Genomic DNA, 20,458 nt, shown 5'->3' with positions numbered 1-20,458 from the left:
CCCGAAAGCTTTCGGGACGAAATACATATTTTTTGGAAGATAACGAAAACATACAATTTCAATTAACTGATGAACTCATTAAGCAAGTTGAGCTATTTATCGAGGAACAGAACGATAAAGAACTTCACAAACTATTAGATGAGTACCACTACGCTGATATTGCCGAAATTTTAGATGAATTAATGCTAGAAGAGGCAGTGTATGTCATTAAACTTCTAGATTCCGATACCACTTCTGACATTTTAATGGAGATGGATGAAGACAATCGGGAAAAAGTCTTAAAAAATCTTTCTGCCAAAGAAATTGCCGAAGAAGTTGAAGAATTAGATACCGATGATGCGGCAGATATTATTTCAGAATTATCGGAAGAGCGTCAACTAGCTGTAATAGCTCAAATTGAAGATGAAGAACACAAGGCAGAAATTACCGAACTTTTAGCTTACGATGAAGATACAGCAGGTGGACTCATGGCAAAAGAGTTAGTTAAAGTTTATGAAACATGGACGGTTGCTGGTTGCATGCGCAGAATTCGTGGTCAAGCCGAAGAAGTAACACGTGTGCATTCTATTTACGTAGTAAATAAGGAAGAAAGGCTTATAGGTCGCCTCTCTTTAAAAGATTTAATTGTTGCTAAAAGCGAGCAAAAAATAGCAGACTTAGTAAAGGTTAATGTGGACTATGTTAATGTTCATGATGATGTTGAAGAAGTAGCCAGAGTTATGGCAAAATATGACTTAGAAGCAATACCAGTTGTAGACGAAAATAAAATGCTCTTAGGCAGAATTACCATTGATGATATTGTTGACGTCTTAAAAGAAGAAGCCGATAAAGATTACCAAATGGCAGCAGGTATTACTGGTGATGTAGAGGCAGATGATAGTATTCTTGAGCTTACCAGAGCTCGTTTACCCTGGCTATTTTTAGGTTTAATTGGTGGTATTGGTGCTTTCTTAATCATGGAAGGTTTCGAAGGACTTTTTACAGGTAAAGCCGTAATATTATTCTTTTTTACGCCGCTAATTGCTGCCATGGCTGGAAACGTAGGCGTACAATCTAGCGCCATTATCGTGCAAGGTTTGGCTAATGATGATGTTCGTGGAAGTGTTAATAGCCGATTAATAAAAGAAATGTTACTCGCGGCTCTCAACGGCGTTATTCTAGCCATATTTTTATTCTTATTCGTGTGGGCTTTCAAAGGCGAATTATACACCGCTTTGGCTATATCAGTATCTCTTGTGGCCGTTATTATTGTGGCAGGACTCATCGGTACGTTTGTGCCATTGTTTCTAAACAAACGCGGCATCGATCCAGCAATTGCCACTGGTCCTTTTATCACTACTAGCAACGATATTTTAGGTATTCTACTCTATTTTTGGATAGCAAAAATGATTCTCGGTATTTAATACTTGGGCGTTACCACTCCCGATAGCTATCGGGAGGTCGGGCTCACTACTCTCCCGATTATCATCGGGATCAAACAAGCCGTTCAATCCCTAACGCAAAACTTCGTAATTTTACATCATGAAAAGTATAAACATAAAGGACAAGCTTTCAAAATTTAATAAAAATTGGCATCCACATCAAATTGCAGTGGTAGATAATATGCAGGTTATATTGGCGAAACTTAAAGGCGAATTTGTTTGGCACAGTCATGATGATGAAGACGAATTATTTCAAGTCATCAAGGGCACCTTATATATGCAATTCAGAGACCGAACAGAAGTTGTAAACGAAGGCGAAATTATTGTGGTACCAAAAGGGGTAGAGCATAATCCATTCACAAAAAACGATGAAGAAGTTCATGTACTGCTATTCGAAAAATTAAGCACTGCGCATACTGGAAAAATAGACCATGAAAAGACACAAACCCATTACCCAAAAATATAATAAAATGTCTGGTCGAGCCTTTCGTCTGTTGCTCAAGACAGGCTAAAGTCGAGACCTCAATCATTGTACTTATGAAAATACTTCACCTAGATACTAACCACGAATTATTAATAAATCAACTTAACGATTTAGGTTTTACTAATCATGAAGACTATGCATCTTCAAAAGAAACGATTCAAGCTAAAATTAAAGATTATGATGGCATTATTTTAAGAAGTCGTTTCACTATTGATAAACAATTTCTTGATGCTGCAAAAAACCTCAAATTTATTGGGCGTGTAGGTGCAGGGTTGGAAAATATAGATTGTAATTACGCTGAACAAAAAGGGATTTATTTAATTTCAGCTCCTGAGGGAAACCGAAATGCAGTTGGTGAACATGCCTTAGGCATGCTTTTATCACTTTTTAATAAACTAAACAAAGCTGATGCGGAAGTCCGAAAAGGTAACTGGTTGCGTGAAGATAACAGAGGCATTGAACTAGACGGAAAAACAATAGGCTTAATTGGCTACGGTAACATGGGGAAAGCCTTCGCGAAAAAGCTACGAGGGTTTGATGTTGCCGTGCTTTGTTATGATATAAAAGATAATGTTGAGGACGAAAATGCAAAACAAGTATCACTTAAAACCTTTCAAGAAAAAGTTGATGTGGTGAGTTTGCATACGCCGCAAACACCTTTAACTTTAAATATGATTAATACAGCGTTTATTAATCAAGTTAAAAAACCGTTTTGGCTTATTAATACCGCAAGAGGCAAAAGTGTAGTAACTGCAGATTTGGTGTCCGCCTTAAAATCAGGTAAAATTTTAGGAGCAGGATTAGATGTTTTAGAATACGAAAAGGCATCTTTTGAAAATTTATTCAAACCTTCTATAGTTAATGAATGTCACACTGAGCGCAGTCGAAGTGCTATTGAAAATCTGCCAGAAGCATTTCAATATTTAATCAAAGCCGAAAACGTTTTGCTTTCACCTCATGTTGCCGGCTGGACCATAGAAAGTAAAAAAAAATTGGCTCAAACGATAGTGGATAAAATTAAAGCGAAATTTTGTTAACTTTATATGATTTCAAAAAATTACAGAAATGCAATCAAAAGCAACATCACCAAAACAATACCTAGATGAATTACCAGAAGATAGAAAACAACCAGTTTCTAAATTAAGACAACAAATTTTAAGCAACCTTCCAAAAGGTATTGAAGAAGCAATGATATATGGCATGTTAGGTTATGTTGTGCCTCATACAGTTTATCCGGATGGTTACCATTGCGACCCAAAATCACCATTACCATTTATGAATTTGGCATCTCAAAAAAACTTTGTAGCTGTTTATAGTATGGTACTATATTCAAAAAAAGATTTAATGGATTGGTTTATTTCAGAATACGCTAAACGTTGCAAGTATAAATTAGATATGGGTAAAAGTTGTATCAGGTTTAAACGAATGGATGATATTCCTTTTGATTTAATAGGCGAATTAACCGCAAAAGTAAGCACCGAAGAATGGATAGGTATTTATGAATTTGCATTTAAAAAATAATTAAGTTTAACTAAAAAATTCCCTCTCCTTTTGAGAGGGTTATGAAGAGGAATGAAAAATCGAGTAACGGGAATAGGTGGGTTGTTTTTTAAAACGAAAGACCCAAAAGCATCAAAAAATTGGTATAAAAAGCATTTAGGTTTTAATACTGATGATTACGGTTGTACCTTTTGGTGGAAAGATAAAGATGGGAAAGATTGCTCAACCCAATGGAGTCCTTTTCCTGAAGACACAAAATATTATGAGCCTTCAAAAAAGGATTTCATGTTTAATTATCGTGTTGAAAATCTAAAAGAATTACTTAAAGCTTTAAAAGAAGAAGGGGTTACTATTGTTGGTGAGGTTCAAGAATACGAGTATGGAAAATTTGGTTGGATTTTAGACAATGATGGCAATAAGATTGAACTTTGGGAACCAATAGATAAGGCATTTGAATAAGTAATATTTACCTTTTTCCAACAACCAACAACCAACAACCAACAACCAAATTGACTTATTTAGAAATTCTTCAATCATACAATTTAACTGCATTACAATGGACAGCTATTGGTTTTGCAGTTTTTTTATTGGGTTTAGCCAAATCAGGAATTAAAGGAATCGGTATTATTATTGTGGTGATACTTGCTTTTGTTTTTGGTGAAAAAGCATCAACAGGTATTTTACTGCCCATGTTAATTTGTGCTGATATTTTTGCGGTTATTTATTATAATAGACATGCGCAATGGCATATTATCAAAAAGTTAATCCCCTGGATGATTGTTGGAGTTTTAGTAGGTGTTTGGGTTGGTAATGATATTTCTGAAACGGTTTTTAAAAGGTTAATGGCAATAATAATTATTGTTTCAGTTCTTATTATGTTTTATACCGAAAGCAGAAAATCTAATAAAGTTCCAACAAATAAATTATTCGCAATAATTACAGGGTTTTTAGCTGGTTTCACCACAATGATTGGAAATCTCGCCGGACCCATTTCTAATGTTTATTTTTTGGCTATGCGTTTTCCTAAGAATGAATTTATAGGTACAGCAGCTTGGTTGTTTTTCATCATTAATGTGTTTAAGTTACCATTTCATATTTTTATTTGGAAAACGGTTACTACCGAAACATTGGTTTTAAACTTGGTGTTAATACCTGCTGTAATTATTGGGTTTTTATTAGGGGCGTATATTGTTAAGTTAATTTCTAATGTAAACTACAGGCGTTTCATTTTAATTGTTACAGCAATTGGTGGTGTTATTATGTTGTTCAAATAATTTGATTGAAGTAGTTTGTAACATATTGTTAAGATAAAAGACAAATAGTTATAAGAGTTTATTTTTTATTAACTTTATAGTCTAACCAGAAAATAGAATATTAAAATGTCTGATGAAAAAAATTTAAGTGATGATCTAAACGATATGTTAGGTGATGCTAAAGATGGTGCTAAAAAAGCTGCCGATAAAGTAAGTGATAAAGCAAGCGAGTTAGCAGATGATGCAAAAGAATTAGCAGGTGATGCTAAAGAAAAAGCTAAAGAATTTGCTAGTGAAGCTAAAGAGACAGCTTCAGAATTTGCTGAAAGTGCAAAAGAAACATTTGAACAAGCAACTGGCGAAAACAAGAAAATTTTAGCTGGAGTTTTAGCTATAATATTAGGACCTTTAGGTGTGCATAAATTCATTTTAGGGTACAATAAAGAAGGGATTATTTTATTAGTAATTACATTTGTTCTCGGTTTTATAACTTGTGGATTAGGAGCTGGATTAACAGGTATAATTGGTTTAATAGAAGGCATTATCTATTTAACAAAATCTGATGAGGAATTTTATAACACCTATCAAGCAGGAAAAAAACCTTGGTTTTAATAATTTAATAAAAATTTAACTATGAAATGTCGCATTCAAACTTGTTCATTTTCCGTTCTATTTTCTTGTTTACAATTTCTGTAACTAAGCCTATGTAAATTGATCACAGCGCCATAGAACAAAAAAGTAACTTCGTTTTCTATAAGACATTTCATAGTTCAATTGGTATAATTTAAAAAGGTTAAAATACTATTTTAAATTTTTATTTTAGCGGCAGAACTATCTGCGTTTTCTGCTACTATTACTGCATTATCTTGATAGCAAGAGAATAGTAGTATAATTACTACTATGCTTAATATTTTTTTAATCATAATTTTATTAAGTTGTTAGAATATTATTCCAAAACCTAATATTACTCCTGTTACTTGAACCCAACTCTCGGATTTTCTTATAGACAAACCGTCATTACTAATAGACTTATAGCTATATCCTAAATCAGTTACAATCATTAATCTGCCTTTTATAGGAAACTTATAACCTAGTCCTATATTAAAAATTGATCCGTTATTTTTTTCCTCCGTCAATTTTAGCCATAGTTCCATAATCCACATATAAATACACTTGTGGCTTTATCACTGAAATATGTTCTAAAATCTAAAAATTTAGGTAATGTATTAAAATTAGGATTAGTGTAACCATCTAATCCAACTCCAATACCAGCAGAAAAATACGGACTAAAAAAAATAACCATTAATAGTTTGTATATTGTAAGCATTAGCTTTATCAACATTTAAACTAGTAGCTACTACTCCATCAATAGGCGAATAAGTTTCTAACGTAACTGAGTTTATATTAATATAACTATGCTTGGTTCTGTTGAAGAAACCCTTGTTTCTTTATTCATCGTGATTTGGTTTGTCCTGAGAATAAGAGTTTATAAAAAACAATAATAAGATTGGGACAATAGAATATTTTTTCATTGAAAATAACATTAAAAAGTTTAAAAATTTGCAATGATTTATTTAGCCCAACAAGTATCCCCGTTTTTCTTATTAGGTTTAATTAATTGTACTATAGACAAAAAACCTAAATGTTTTTTTGTCTATGCAGTCTATTGGTCTAAGGCGTGGGTAGTCTAAAAAATTTCTATATCGTGAATTTATTACAATGGGATTAACCCCCATTATTCTCAACAAACTTACGCTCCAACTCCGCTTGGAACTCTTCCATTACTGGTTTTACGGTACTTTCGGGTAGATCTGCAATTCTAATATACATTAAACCATCAACCGAATTGTTAAATAAAGGATCCACGTTAAAAGCGACTAAACGCGCATTTTGTTTGATGTATTTTTTAAGTAGGACAGGTAAGCGTAAGGCTCCTGGTTCTATTTCATCAATAAATTTATCGAATTTATTTAAATCGGCTTCAGTTTCATCAAAAACAAAATCTTTATCAGCATCTTTAAGTTTTACTTTAAACTCTTTTTTAGGATGCACATATTGCGCAATATAAGGGTCGTAATAATGCGATTTCATAAACTCAATCATTAACGATTTTGAGAAATTTGAAAATTGATTACTAATACTAACGCCGCCAATTAAGAATTTATGCTCAGGAAAACGCAAGGTTGTATGCACAATACCTTTCCAAAGTAAAAATAAAGGCATAGGTTTTTGTTGGTATTCTTTTATAATGAAAGCGCGCCCCATTTCAATAGACTGACTCATCATTTTATACAATTCGGGTTCAAACCTGAATAAATCTTGAAGATAAAATCCATCAATACCATAACGTTCAAAAATCTTTGACCCCAATCCCATTCTATAAGCGCCGGCAAGTACTTTCTTTTCGTTATCCCACAAAAACATGTGATGGTAATAATTATCAAAAGTATCTAAATCAATAGCTTCATTAGTGCCTTCGCCAACTTCTCTGAACGTAATTTCTCTTAAACGACCAATTTCACGAAGCATGTTAGGCATATTTTCTGCTGGAGCCAAAAACACTTCATAATTTTTACTTTGTAAAAGTCTAGAATCATTTTTTCTAAGCGCATCAACTTCTTGAATCATTAAGTCATTGTCAACAGGTGTTACAATGTTTTTTGGTGCTTTGGGTGTTTTTAAGGTAGATGAAATGTTGTCTAAAATCTTAGATTTATTCTCAAAAGCATTAGAAAGCATATAGGTTTTCCGTCTCAAAAACTCTGAAAAATCCTCAAGAGAGGTGTGTTCTTTTTGATCATTTACAGAAATGGGTTTACCTATTCTAACTTTAATAATTCTACGTTTTTGTGTAAGAACTTCCGAAGGTAATTTAGCGGTTCTAAAGATGTCGCTTATTTTTGAAAGTTTATAAAACAGTTTACTATTTTTAGCATGAAAATAAATGGGTACAACAGGAACTTCAGCTTTCTTAACCAGTTTCATGGCCGCTTCTTCCCAAGGTTTATCAACTACTAACTTGCCATCTCTGTAAGTTGAAACCTCTCCAGCTGGGAATAAACCTAACGGATGTCCACTTCTTAAATGTAATATCGAATTTTTAAAACCAGCAATACTAGACTTTGCATCCTTTCTGTCTTCAAAAGGATTTACAGGCATTATATAGGGTTTTAAAGGGACTATTCGATGTAATAAAAAGTTGGCTATTATTTTAAAATCATCGCGTTGCTCTAGCATTAATTTCAATAATAAAATACCATCAATTCCACCCAAAGGATGGTTAGAAACGGTTATATAGGCACCTTCTTTTGGAAGCCTTTTTAGATCCTCTTCTGGAATTTCAAACTTAATTTGAAATTCATCTAAAATACTATCTAAAAAATCAATGTCTTTTAGATGTTTATGTTTTTTGTAAAATTTATTTATAGTAGATATCTTAAGAACTTTCATTAAAAGCCAACCAATAAATGTCCCTATAAAACCATATTTATCTAGTTGGATAGCTTTAGCAACTTCTTTTGCATTTACCAGTCCTATATCTTTCGGTTTACTCATGAGTGTAAATGTACTAAATAAACTATTTGTACCATTTTATAATTACAGTGGTTTTACTACTATTTGAACGGTTCCTTGAGTTAATTGTTTTAACAATACCGTTTTATCAATTTCAATTTGATTTATAGCCGACTGATTGTAATGCCGAATCGTGTAAAGTGACACGTTTTCATCACTAGTTACCTTGAATTTTGCTTTTAAATGATGCAATAGTTTATCAAGGTTATTATAAAGATCATCAACGCAAACAGAAAAACTAATAGCAGAGTTTTGAATAACATCTACTTTCATTTTATACCTATGTAAAAGCGTGAAAATTTCGCTTATATTTTCTTCAACGATATATGAAAAATCTAGAGACGATAAAGAAATTAATATTTGTTTTTTTTTTACGATGAAGCACGGTATCATAGGATCTAAAGTTACATTTTTTCCTATTTGAGTTCCCGGTGCTTCGGGGTTTAAAAATGATTTTACAAACAGAGGAATTTCTTTGCCTTGTAAAGGTTGTAATGTTTTTGGATGAATAACGGATGCGCCATAAAATGCTAGTTCTATAGCTTCTCGATATGATATTTTATTTAATAATTGTGAGTTTTCAAAATAACGCGGATCAGCATTTAAAACACCAGGGACATCTTTCCAAATAGTGACGCTTTCAGCATTTAAGCAATAGGCATATATAGCAGCGGTATAGTCACTACCTTCTCTACCTAGGGTTGTTGTGAAATTATTTTCATCACTACCTAAAAACCCTTGAGTTATATTTAAAACAGAGGGGTCAAATTTTGATGAAATAAGACGTTGCGTGTCGCTCCAATTTACATTGGCACGTCTATAATAATTGTCAGTTTTAATTTGATTTCTAACGTCAATCCAGTTGTTTTTTATGCCAATAGTGTTTAAATATTCGCTAATTATTGTGGTTGATAGAAGCTCTCCATAACCTATAACTTGGTCATAAACAAAATTGTAATCAGGGGACTTGTTGGTTTTTAAAAAACTATTTAACTCATCAAATAACGTGTTGATTTTTTTAAAAGCTTGATGATTTACATCCCGATAGCTATCGGGATCAAATAAATCGAGTAAAATTTCATTGTGATATTTTTTCACCTCCTGAAGTGAACTTTGTAATTCTGTTTTGTTTTCAAAATAGTTCTTTATTACAAGTTCAATGGCATTCGTGGTTTTTCCCATTGCGGATACAACAACCAATGTTTTTTTATAACCAACTTTTTGTAATACTGAAGCTATATTTTTTACACCATTGGCATCTTTTACAGAGGCTCCACCAAACTTAAATACTTGCATATTATATCGGTATTATAATTTTGCTAAATAATTTTTAATACCAGTCTCACTTAACTGAACAACATCCCAATCGCGCATTACATTAGCGCCTTTTTTTTCGTAAAAGGCAATAGCAGGTTCATTCCAATCCAATACTTCCCAATTGATGCGTTTTGCCCCTAAGGCGTGGCCGTATTTAATCACTTCGTCTAAAAGTGCCGTTCCCATGCCTGAACCTCGCATCGATTCGCTAACAATTAAATCTTCTAAATGCAAAATTTTACCTTTCCAAGTAGAGTAACGATTGTAGATTAAAGCTATGCCTTCAATTTTTGAATTTAGTTCTGCAACAAAACAATGAAATGCAGGAGGAGTACCAAAACCGTCATTTTCTAGGTCTTCAACTGTAATTTCAACGGTATCAGGTTCCTTTTCAAAGGCTGCTAATTCCTTAATTAAATGAAGTACCTGAGGCATGTCATTTTTTTTGGCATTTCTAATAGTAAAGTTCATAATAAAAATAATTCAACCAAATATAGTTTAAAGTTGATTAATTGTTACATTTTATATTGAACGAAAACGATGTAGTTTATTAAATTTTATTGATATTTGTACAAATTAAATTATAGTATTTATGTCTCACAAAAAGCAAACCTTAGGAGAATTTATAATTGAAAATCAATCTTCATTTCAATATTCTTCGGGGGAATTATCAAGTCTTATAAATTCTATTCGATTGGCTGCAAAAGTGGTAAATCATGAGGTGAATAAAGCTGGTTTGGTCGATATTATTGGTGCAGCAGGCGATACAAATATTCAAGGAGAAGATCAGCAAAAACTTGATGTTTATGCTAATGAAAAGTTTATTCAAACACTAACTAATAGAAATATTGTTTGTGGAATTGCTAGTGAAGAAGAAGATTATTTTATAGCTATTAATAGTCAAGATGAAAACCATCAAAATAAATATATTGTATTGATTGATCCATTAGACGGTTCTTCTAATATAGATGTAAATGTTTCTGTAGGTACTATTTTTTCGATTTACAGGCGGGTAACTCCTGTTGGTACACCGGTAACTATAGAGGATTTTTTACAAAAAGGAAGTGAGCAAGTAGCGGCGGGTTATGTGGTTTATGGAACCTCAACGATGCTAGTTTATACAACAGGAGATGGCGTTAACGGGTTTACTTTAAATCCTGCTATAGGGTCTTTCTATCTGTCTCATCCAGACATGGAGTTTCCTGAAGATGGAACTATTTATTCTGTAAATGAAGGGAACTATATTCACTTTCCACAAGGGATAAAAAATTATATTAAATATTGCCAAGAAGAGGAAGAGGACAGACCTTATACATCAAGATATATTGGATCATTAGTATCAGATTTTCACAGAAACATGATTAAGGGCGGAGTTTATTTATATCCACAAAGCTCAAAAAATCCTAATGGGAAATTACGTTTGTTATATGAATGTAATCCTATGGCGTATTTAGCGGAACAGGCTAATGGAAAAGCTAGTGATGGGTTTATCAGGATTATGGATGTTGAACCTACTGAATTACACCAGCGTGTGCCATTTATTTGCGGAAGTAAAAATATGGTTGAAAAAGCTGAGGAATTTATGCGAAATGTATATTAAGAACAGGATATAAATAAATAAATGCGTACTGAAAAGTTCGCATTTTTTATTAAAATATTTTGATAAGTTACATAGCAACCAAATCGCCAGCAATATCTTTTGAGGGTAAATCAGATTTACCCATTAAGTAAATGTCTACTTGTCTAGCAGCTTCTCTACCTTCAGAAATAGCCCAAACAATTAATGATTGTCCACGACGCATATCACCAGCAGTAAATATGTTTGGAACATTTGTTTGGTATTTACCATATTCCGCTTTGTAGTTAGAACGACCATCTCTATCTAATCCTAATTGATCTGCAAGTGTGCTTTCAGGACCTGTAAAACCAAGTGCCAATAATGCTAAATCGCACGGCCAAGTTTTTTCTGTACCTTCAATTTCTATTAATTTTGGACGCTCACCAGGAATCATTTCCCACTCCACATTCACTGTTTTTAAAGCAGTAAGTTTTCCGTTTTCGTCCGTTACAAATTCTTTAGTATTTATTAACCAGTTGCGTTCAACACCTTCTTTATGAGACGATGATGTTTTTAACTGTAACGGCCAAAAAGGCCATGGTGTAGTTGGTGAACGATGCCCTGGAGGTTTTGGCATAATTTCAAAATTAACTACTGATTTGGCACCATGACGGTTAGATGTTCCAATACAATCTGAACCTGTATCACCACCACCAATTACGATAACGTCTTTGTCTGTTGCTTTTATTTGGTCTTTTATCTCTTGCCCAAAAACAACTTTAGTTTGCTGTGTTAAGAAATCCATTGCTTGTACCACACCATCGGCATCAATACCTGGTGTTGGTAAACTTCTTCTTTCAGTAGCACCTCCACAAAGAACAACAGCATCAAATGCTTTTAATTCATCTACAGATACGTTAACACCAACGTTAGCATTTACTTTAAAGATAATGCCTTCAGCTTCTAAAATAGCTACACGACGGTCTATAATCCCTTTTTCCATTTTGAAATTAGGAATTCCGTAGCGTAATAATCCTCCAATAGCATCATCTCTTTCAAAAACAGTAACAGTATGCCCGACTCTATTAAGTTGTTGCGCTGTAGCTAAACCTGCAGGACCAGAACCTATAACTGCTATAGTTTTACCTGTTCTAGTTTTTGGTGGTTGCGGTTTAATCCAACCTTCTTTAAAAGCACGCTCTACAATGTTCTTTTCAATATTTTCTATAGAAACTGGGTCTTCAATAAGACCTAAAACACAGGCTTGCTCGCAAGGCGCAGGACATAAGCGACCAGTAAACTCAGGAAAATTGTTTGTAGAATGTAAAATCCAAGAGGCTTTTTGCCATTCACCTTGGTGTACCATGTGATTGAAATCTGGAATTAAATTACCAAGTGGGCAACCACTGTGGCAAAATGGAATGCCGCAATCCATGCAACGAGACCCTTGTTCTGTGATGTCTTTATCACTTAATGAGACCGTAAATTCATTATAATGCTCTACACGCTCTTCTACGGGCTTGTATGCTTCATCTTTTCTTTGGAATTCTTTAAAACCTGTTACTTTCCCCATTGTACTATGCTGTTTCTAATTCTTCAACCATTATTTCTCCTTTTGCTAAACGCTCTAATGCTTTCTTGTATTCAGTCGGCATTACTCGAACAAAGTGCTGCAAGCTGTTATCCCAATCGGCTAATAACCGCTCACCAAGTTTACTATCTGTATATAAAACGTGTTTTTCAATCCATCTTTTTAAATCGGAAGCATCTTCAGCTAAAATAGCTTCAAAATCGATTGTTTCTGTATTACATAAACCGTTTACAAATTTGTTTTCAGGATCGTACACGTAAGCAATACCTCCACTCATGCCTGCTGCAAAATTTCTACCAGTACTTCCAAGGACAATTACTTTTCCTCCCGTCATATATTCGCAACAATGATCTCCAACACCTTCAACAACTGTGGTTGCTCCAGAGTTACGAACAGCAAAACGTTCGCCTGCAATACCATTGATATAAGCTTCTCCTTCAACCGCCCCAAATAAGCATACATTACCAACAATGATGTTGTTTTCTGCTATGAAATCTGCTTTGGTTGGTTTCTTAATAATCAGTTTTGCACCAGATAGACCTTTACCTAAATAATCATTGGTATTTCCTTCAAGGCTGAACGTTAATCCATGAGCACCAAATGCTCCAAAGCTTTGTCCTGCAGAACCTGTGAAGTTAATGTTCAATGTGTTTTCCGGTAAACCTAAGTGGCCGTGTGCTTTAGAAATTTCGTTACTAATAATAGCTCCAACCGAACGGTTCATATTATTAATAGGGAATTCTAAAGTTGTTGGTACTTTATTTGTTATTGCTGTTTTAGAATGTTTTAAGATTGTAAAGTCTAAAACATTTTCTAAATTATGGTCTTGTTTACCTGTATTCTTAACAGTCATCTCATTATAAGCTGCAGGTCTATGTAAGATTGAAGATAAATCTAACCCTTTTGCTTTATAATGTGTAATGGCTTTATTGGCATTTATCTTATGAGTTTGACCAATCATTTCATCCATGGTTCTAAACCCTAATTGTGCCATAATAGCTCTTAATTCTTCAGCAATATAGAAGAAGAAATTAATAACGTGTTCTGGTGTGCCTTTAAAGTTTTTACGTAATTCTTTATCTTGAGTCGCAATACCTACTGGGCAGGTGTTTAAATGACACTTACGCATCATAATACATCCTGAAGCTACTAATGGTGCTGTGGCAAATCCGAATTCTTCGGCTCCTAATAAACAAGCAATGGCCACATCACGACCCGTTTTTAATTGGCCATCACATTCTACAACAATACGAGAACGTAAATCGTTTAATACTAATGTTTGTTGTGCTTCTGCTAAACCAAGTTCCCAAGGAAGACCTGCATGTTTTAAAGATGTTAGAGGAGAAGCTCCCGTTCCACCATCATAACCTGCAATAAGTACAACATCAGCTTTTGCTTTTGATACACCAGCAGCAATAGTCCCTACGCCAACTTCTGAAACTAGTTTTACATTAATTCTAGCTTCACGATTTGCATTTTTTAAATCGTAGATTAATTGTGCTAAATCTTCAATAGAATAAATATCGTGGTGTGGTGGTGGTGAAATTAACCCTACAAATGGTGTTGAGTTACGAACTGCTGCAATCCAAGGATATACTTTCTCTCCTGGTAATTGACCACCTTCTCCAGGTTTTGCACCCTGTGCCATTTTTATTTGAATCTCTCTAGCATTAGTTAAATAATGCGATGTGACTCCAAAACGTCCAGAAGCCACTTGTTTAATTGCAGAGTTACGGCTATCGCCATTCGCATCCGGTATAAAACGTTTTCTGTCTTCTCCACCTTCACCAGAATTGGATTTTCCTCCAATTCGGTTCATAGCAATGGCTAAGTTTTCGTGTGCTTCTCTTGAAATAGATCCATAAGACATCGCTCCCGTTTTAAAGCGTTTAACAATATCTGTCCAAGGTTCTACTTCATCTAAAGGTATCGGGTCTAAATTATCAAACTCAAATAAACCACGAATGGTCATTAAGTTTTCAGCTTGATCATTAACCGCTTTTGCATAAACATTATAACTGTCTTGATCGCTCAACCTAACGGCTTGCTGTAATTTAGAAACGGTAGTAGGGTTGAATAGGTGGCGTTCACCATTACGTCTCCATCTGTAATCTCCACCAATATTTAAACCTAAACGTTTATCGATGTATGTGTCTGGATATGCGTATTTATAACGTTCTGTTATTTCTTTTTCAATTTCATATAAACCAATACCTTCAATTCTAGAAGCTGTATATGGAAAATATTTTTCTACAAATTGCGAGTTGAAACCAACAATTTCGAATATTTGAGAACCTCTGTACGAGTGTAACGTCGAGATTCCTATTTTGTTCATGACTTTTAAAATACCTTTCCCAATAGCTTTGTTGAAGTTATCAACCGCTTTTTGTTCGTCCATACCAGTTATGAAGCCATCTTTAACTTGCATTCTAATAATTTCATTTACCATATAAGGGTTAACAGCACTTGCGCCGTAACCAAATAAAGTAGCGAAATGATGAGGCTCACGAGGTTCAGCAGATTCGATAATAATATCGAAATAAGAACGCTTACGTAAACGGTTCATTTGATGGTTTACATAAGAACAAGCCAATAAAGACGGTATAGGAGCAAACTCTTTATTTACACCTCTATCTGATAAGATAATGATGTTTGTCCCTCTTAATAATGCTTTTTCTATTTGTACAATAATATTCTCCAAAGCATCTTCAAGTCCGTTGAGACCTTTCACTTTTGGATATAACATCTCGATAGTTTCAGCTTTAAAACTTTCTACTGAGATATTTCTAATTTTTTCTAAATCGGCATTAGAAATAACAGGATTTTGAATTTTTAATTTTCTACACTGTCTTTCTGTAATACTAAATATATTTCTGTCTTTTCCTAAAGACAAACTAATATCGGTTACAATTTCTTCACGAATTCCATCTAAAGGCGGATTAGTTACCTGTGCGAATAATTGTTTGAAGTAATTTGAAATTAATTGTGGTCTATCTGATAAAACAGCCAAAGGTGTATCAATACCCATAGAACCTAAAGCTTCTTTACCAACAATTGCCATTGGTGTGATAACTTCTTGAATATCCTCAAATGTATAATTAAATAAACGTTGTCTTGTTTTTATATCGATGGTCTCGATTGGACAAGTTTCATTATTATAAGGAATGTCTTTTAAATGTAATCTTGTTTTATCTAACCATTCTTGATATGGCCTTTCTGAAACAATTTTACTTTTAATTTCTTCGTCATTAATAATACGACCTTTGTTCATGTCTACCAAGAACATTTTTCCTGGCTCTAAACGGCCATGACTTTCAACATCTTCTGGAGCAACTTCAACGACACCAATTTCTGAAGACATGATTAATTTTCCGCTTTTTGTAACAGTATATCTTGAAGGTCTTAGGCCATTACGATCTAATAATGCTCCTACATAATCGCCATCTGTAAACGGTACAGAAGCAGGGCCATCCCATGGTTCCATAAGGCAAGCATTATATTCGTAGAAAGCTTTACGCTCCTTAGACATGGTTTTGTGTTTCTCCCATGCTTCAGGAATCATCATCATCATAACTTCTGGTAATGAACGTCCTGTATGCGTTAATAATTCCACAACCATATCCATAGAGGCAGAATCTGATTTTCCTGGTAATATAATTGGGAATAATTTATCTATTTGAGGTCCGAAGACATCACTTTTCATTATTTCTTCACGCACACGCATTCTACTTACGTTACCACGTAATGTGTTAATCTCACCATTCTGACACATAAATCGGAAAGGCTGTGCTAACTCCCATGCAGGCATAGTGTTGGTAGAGAAACGTTGGTGTACTAAAGCTAAACGTGTTACTAAATCTTCTTGCTGTAAATCTGTAAAATAGGGCCCAATATCTTCAGGCATTATAATACCTTTGTATATTAAGGTTGTATTTGATAAGCTTGGCAAGTAGAAATAATCACTTTGAGACATTTTTGATTTTCTAATGGCATGCTCTGTAATTTTTCGAGCGGCATACAATTTAGCTTTAAAAATAGCTTCGGTAATTTCTTCAGTTTTACCAATGAAAATTTGCTCAATACTTGGTTCGGACGCTAAAGCTATTTCCCCTAATTGCGAAGAATCTACAGGAACTTCTCTCCATCCTAAAATAGAAAGGCCTTGTGCTTTTATTTCTTTTTCAAAAATATTTTTACAGAACTGATATTGGTTTTCAACTTTAGGTAAAAACACCATACCTACAGCATATTCTCTTTGCGCAGGAATGTTAAAGTCACAAACACGTTTAAAGTAATCGTGAGGAATATCAATTAATAATCCAGCGCCATCACCAGTTTTTCCATCAGCACTAACGCCACCACGGTGTTCTAATTTTACTAGAATTTCTAGAGCATCATGGATGATTTGATTTGTCTTCTCTCCTTTAAGATTACAAATAAAACCTGCACCACAGTTTTCATGTTCGAATTCTGGTAAATAAAGTCCTTGTTTCTTCAGCATAATCAACAATTAATGAGTTTAAAAACTTGAGTTGAAAAGCTAAGATACATTCTAGGTTTTGAAATTCAATAGGGTGTATTTCATTATTTCGATTTTAGAAGTCATCGGGTTATAAAAATAATTATATGTCAATATTAAACCAGTTTTCTAATAAATAATCAAACTATAAAATTTGCCAATATATATAGATCTGTGAATTTATGTTGAAAAATCATCTCATGCATAAAAATTATAACATTAAAATATGAAAAACATTGACAATAATTCGAATAAGAATGTTGTTAAAATATCAAAAAACTTAATATTAAGTTAAATACCCTTAAAAAAATAGGGTAAAAAATGAATTATTTACAAAAATAAACCAAATACCCCTATTTTTTATGGGGTTAAAAGTTTTTAATATAGTTTTGGCTCGTTATTAAGAAGAATTAGGTCTAATTAATATTTAATAATCAAAAATAAAAACTAATCAATTTTAGACCTATAAAACTAATTAACTTAAAAATAGAACAATGATGAAAAAAATTATCACACTTTCAATGCTTTTTGTAGCAACAGCGTTATTTGCTCAAGAAGAAGTTACAGAAAAAAAATTATCTATAAGTGGATCTGTTGATGCTTATTACAAAACCAATTTGAGTTCTACAGATGTTGATTCTCAATCCGCAGGTTCTTCATTTGCAGGCGAAACTGGATTTGCTTTAGGAATGGCTAATGTTATAGCTAGCTATGAAGGCGAAAAAACAGGTGCAGTAGCAGATTTAGCATTTGGACCAAGAGGGTTAGAAGCTGTTGGAGGGGATGCAGCAGTATTTGTAAACCAATTGTATGCTTACTGGAATGTTTCTGAGAGTACAACATTAACATTAGGACGTTTTAATACATATTTAGGATACGAGGTAATTTCTCCTACTGGAAACTTTAACTATAGTACATCTTACTTATTTTCTTATGGGCCTTTTTCTCATGTTGGTTTAAAGGCTGATTTTGCATTATCTGATGATTTTAGTTTAATGTTAGCTTTTATGAATGTAACAGATGAGAACTTTAATGGTACAAGTTTTGGTTCAGTACCTGGAGCATACTCTTTAGGAGCTCAATTAGGTTATAAAGGTCAATTCTTAAACTTCTATTATGATAATGATGCCAAGTTAGGTTTCGAGATAGATTATACAGGAGGATTTGATGTTTCTGATGAATTTTATTTAGGAATCAATGCTGCTTACCAAAAGAATGATGATTTAGATACTGGATTTTATGGTGCGGCTCTATATCCACAATACTCGTTATCTGATGCTTTTACTTTAGGTTTAAGAGGTGAGTATTTTGCTGAAAATGGTGACTACGGAGCAATAGGTTCTGGTATTACTGATGCTGATGGAGATGCTAGCGTATTTACTGCTACTTTAACAGGAAGTTATACCATCGAGAACTTAACTATCAAGCCAGAATTACGTTTAAATAGTGCCTCAGAAGACGGTGCGTTTTTTGATAATGACTTAGAGGCTAGTAAAAGTTTGTCTTCTTTCTTAGTCGCTGCAATCTACTCATTCTAAAAAAAGAAAAACCATTCCTAAATTAAAAACTTGGGAATGGTTTTTATCAAATTAACTAATCAATAAAAACATATAAATATGAAAAAAATTGAAGCAATTATAAGAAAATCTAAATTTAGTGCCGTAAAAGAAGCGTTGCATCAAGTAGATGTAAATTTCTTCTCTTATTGGGATGTAACAGGTTTAGGTAACGAAAAAGAAGGTCACGTTTACAGAGGTGTAAGTTATAGCACTAGCGATATTCAAAGAAGATATTTATCTATAGTAGTAAATGATGATTTTGAACAAATAACTTTAGATGCCTTGCTAAAATCTGCTGCTACAGGAGAAGTTGGAGATGGTAAAATTTTCGTTTCAGACGTTACAGAGGCTTACAGAATAAGAACTGGAGAAAAAGGAGGAGATACTTTAAAGAAAGCATCAAAATAAACATTTAAAATAATTTAAAATTATGGAAGGATTATTTACAGCTAATAACGTATGGATGATGGTCTGTACGGCACTCGTTTTCTTCATGCACACAGGTTTTGCATTTTTAGAAATTGGGTTAACAAGACAAAAAAATACAATTAATATTCTGTTTAAGAATATCTTTATAATAACAGCTGGTCTATTATTATATTACCTAATAGGTTTTAACTTAATGTACCCAGGATTTGCGGAAGGATCTTCAGGATTTTTTGATTTCGCAGGATTTGGTATTGCTCCACCTGAAAACGGAATGACACCAGAATATGCAGATGGTGGTTATACATGGTGGACAGATTTCTTGTTCCAAGGTATGTTTGCTGCAACAGCTGCAACAATTGTTTCTGGAGCCGTTGCTGAACGTATTAAAATTGGACCATTTATGATATTTGTTGTATTATATGTTGGTATTATTTATCCATTGGCCGGATCATGGAAATGGGGTGGTGGATTCTTAGATATGAGAGAAACTCCTTTTTACGATTTCGCAGGTTCTACATTAGTACACTCTGTTGGTGGATGGGCTGCTTTAGTTGCAGTTTGGTTATTAGGGTCTCGTATTGGTAAGTTTAAAAACGGAAAACCACAAGCTATACCTGGACATAACATTCCATTAGCAACTGCTGGGGTGCTAATATTGTGGTTAGGATGGTTTGGATTTAATGGAGGTTCAGTACTTTCTGCAGATCCAGAATTAACATCAATAACTTTAGTTACTACATGTTTAGCTGCGGCCACAGGTGGTTTAGTTGCTTCTTTAGTATCATTCTTGAGATATAAAAATTTAGACTTAACCATGTTCTTAAATGGTATTTTAGGTGGTTTAGTTGGTATTACTGCCGGTGCAGATCAAATGAGTCCAGAGGATGCTATTTTAATTGGAGCTATTGCCGGTGCGATAATAGTTTTTGCTGTTAGCCTTATTGATAGATTAAGATTAGATGATCCTGTTGGTGCCATTGCCGTACACTTAGTTTGTGGTATTTGGGGAACATTAGCAGTTGGTATCTTTGGAAATTTAGCTGGAATGGATCAATTTATTAGCCAGTTGGTTGGTATTGGGTCTTATGCTGTTATATGTATTGTTTCATCGTTCATAATTCTATTCACACTAAAGAAAACAGTAGGAATTAGAGTTTCTGAAAAAGAAGAATTAGAAGGTTTAGATGCTCATGAGCATGGAATGGATGCTTATCCAGATTTTAGAATGAACGAGCATTAATAATTTTATTAGTT

General features: G+C 33.7%; 18 protein-coding genes. 11 read left to right on the top strand and 7 right to left on the bottom strand.

Annotated features, from left to right (window positions below; genetic code table 11):
- Positions 1-32: 32 nt before the first annotated feature.
- From mgtE to AAC024_RS01065, 7 genes are all read left to right on the top strand, one after another.
- Complete coding sequence (mgtE, locus tag AAC024_RS01095) at positions 33-1,403, top strand: magnesium transporter (protein ID WP_339893307.1); 1,371 nt, start codon at positions 33-35, stop codon at positions 1,401-1,403.
- Between the two features lie 118 nt (positions 1,404-1,521).
- A complete protein-coding gene (locus tag AAC024_RS01090) occupies positions 1,522-1,887 on the top strand; it encodes a cupin domain-containing protein (protein ID WP_339893306.1) in 366 nt (121 codons plus the stop codon).
- A gap of 71 nt (positions 1,888-1,958) precedes the next feature.
- On the top strand, positions 1,959-2,942 hold the full coding sequence (locus AAC024_RS01085) for a 2-hydroxyacid dehydrogenase (protein ID WP_339893304.1): 984 nt from the start codon (positions 1,959-1,961) through the stop codon (positions 2,940-2,942).
- Between the two features lie 28 nt (positions 2,943-2,970).
- Positions 2,971-3,426, top strand: a complete 456-nt coding sequence (locus tag AAC024_RS01080) for a DUF1801 domain-containing protein (protein ID WP_339893302.1) — start codon at positions 2,971-2,973, stop codon at positions 3,424-3,426.
- Positions 3,427-3,477: 51 nt separating this feature from the next.
- Positions 3,478-3,864 carry a VOC family protein gene (locus AAC024_RS01075; protein ID WP_339893300.1) on the top strand — a complete coding sequence of 129 codons (387 nt, stop codon included), beginning with the start codon at positions 3,478-3,480 and terminating at the stop codon, positions 3,862-3,864.
- A gap of 50 nt (positions 3,865-3,914) precedes the next feature.
- Positions 3,915-4,679, top strand: a complete 765-nt coding sequence (locus AAC024_RS01070) for a sulfite exporter TauE/SafE family protein (RefSeq protein WP_339893299.1) — start codon at positions 3,915-3,917, stop codon at positions 4,677-4,679.
- Between the two features lie 105 nt (positions 4,680-4,784).
- Positions 4,785-5,270, top strand: a complete 486-nt coding sequence (locus tag AAC024_RS01065) for an NINE protein (protein ID WP_339893297.1) — start codon at positions 4,785-4,787, stop codon at positions 5,268-5,270.
- A gap of 326 nt (positions 5,271-5,596) precedes the next feature.
- Here AAC024_RS01065 and AAC024_RS01060 read toward each other — a convergent pair whose 3' ends face one another.
- The 5 genes from AAC024_RS01060 to AAC024_RS01040 all read right to left on the bottom strand — a co-directional run bounded on the left by AAC024_RS01060 (position 5,597) and on the right by AAC024_RS01040 (position 10,019).
- The gene (locus tag AAC024_RS01060; protein WP_339893295.1) at positions 5,597-5,812 is read right to left on the bottom strand and encodes a hypothetical protein; all 216 of its coding nucleotides are present in this window, start codon (positions 5,810-5,812) and stop codon (positions 5,597-5,599) included.
- Entirely contained in the window at positions 5,797-5,985 is a 189-nt protein-coding gene (locus AAC024_RS01055) for a hypothetical protein (RefSeq protein ID WP_339893294.1), read from the bottom strand. The genes AAC024_RS01060 and AAC024_RS01055 overlap by 16 nt, the downstream gene beginning before the upstream one ends.
- A gap of 398 nt (positions 5,986-6,383) precedes the next feature.
- On the bottom strand, positions 6,384-8,213 hold the full coding sequence (locus AAC024_RS01050) for a lysophospholipid acyltransferase family protein (RefSeq protein WP_339893293.1): 1,830 nt from the start codon (positions 8,211-8,213) through the stop codon (positions 6,384-6,386).
- A 42-nt stretch (positions 8,214-8,255) separates the two neighbouring features.
- Positions 8,256-9,527 carry an aspartate kinase gene (locus tag AAC024_RS01045; RefSeq protein WP_339893291.1) on the bottom strand — a complete coding sequence of 424 codons (1,272 nt, stop codon included), beginning with the start codon at positions 9,525-9,527 and terminating at the stop codon, positions 8,256-8,258.
- A 12-nt stretch (positions 9,528-9,539) separates the two neighbouring features.
- Positions 9,540-10,019 (bottom strand): GNAT family N-acetyltransferase, encoded by a 480-nt coding sequence (locus AAC024_RS01040; RefSeq protein ID WP_339893290.1) that lies wholly within the window; start codon positions 10,017-10,019, stop codon positions 9,540-9,542.
- 121 nt (positions 10,020-10,140) lie between these two features.
- Here AAC024_RS01040 and fbp point away from each other — a divergent pair, with 121 nt between their 5' ends.
- On the top strand, positions 10,141-11,148 hold the full coding sequence (gene fbp / locus AAC024_RS01035; RefSeq protein WP_339893288.1) for a class 1 fructose-bisphosphatase: 1,008 nt from the start codon (positions 10,141-10,143) through the stop codon (positions 11,146-11,148).
- Positions 11,149-11,215: 67 nt separating this feature from the next.
- Here the strand turns inward: fbp and AAC024_RS01030 are convergent, their stop codons facing one another.
- Together AAC024_RS01030 and gltB are read right to left on the bottom strand one after the other, a co-directional pair.
- The gene (locus AAC024_RS01030) at positions 11,216-12,679 is read right to left on the bottom strand and encodes a glutamate synthase subunit beta (protein WP_339893287.1); all 1,464 of its coding nucleotides are present in this window, start codon (positions 12,677-12,679) and stop codon (positions 11,216-11,218) included.
- Between the two features lie 4 nt (positions 12,680-12,683).
- Entirely contained in the window at positions 12,684-17,198 is a 4,515-nt protein-coding gene (gene gltB, locus AAC024_RS01025; RefSeq protein WP_339893285.1) for a glutamate synthase large subunit, read from the bottom strand.
- 515 nt (positions 17,199-17,713) lie between these two features.
- Between gltB and AAC024_RS01020 the strand changes: the two genes are divergently transcribed.
- The 3 genes from AAC024_RS01020 to amt all read left to right on the top strand — a co-directional run bounded on the left by AAC024_RS01020 (position 17,714) and on the right by amt (position 20,444).
- Positions 17,714-18,754 carry an outer membrane beta-barrel protein gene (locus AAC024_RS01020; RefSeq protein ID WP_339893284.1) on the top strand — a complete coding sequence of 347 codons (1,041 nt, stop codon included), beginning with the start codon at positions 17,714-17,716 and terminating at the stop codon, positions 18,752-18,754.
- Between the two features lie 78 nt (positions 18,755-18,832).
- Positions 18,833-19,183, top strand: a complete 351-nt coding sequence (locus tag AAC024_RS01015) for a P-II family nitrogen regulator (RefSeq protein ID WP_339893283.1) — start codon at positions 18,833-18,835, stop codon at positions 19,181-19,183.
- 22 nt (positions 19,184-19,205) lie between these two features.
- Positions 19,206-20,444: an ammonium transporter gene (gene amt, locus AAC024_RS01010; protein ID WP_339893281.1), complete on the top strand. Its 1,239-nt coding sequence runs from the start codon at positions 19,206-19,208 to the stop codon at positions 20,442-20,444.
- The last annotated feature ends 14 nt before the right edge of the window (positions 20,445-20,458 follow it).

The sequence above is a fragment of the uncultured Algibacter sp. genome, assembly GCF_963976535.1.
GTDB lineage: Bacteria > Bacteroidota > Bacteroidia > Flavobacteriales > Flavobacteriaceae > Algibacter_B.
Note: the sequence above shows the minus strand (reverse complement) of the source record. Positions and strands in the feature narration are given on the sequence as shown.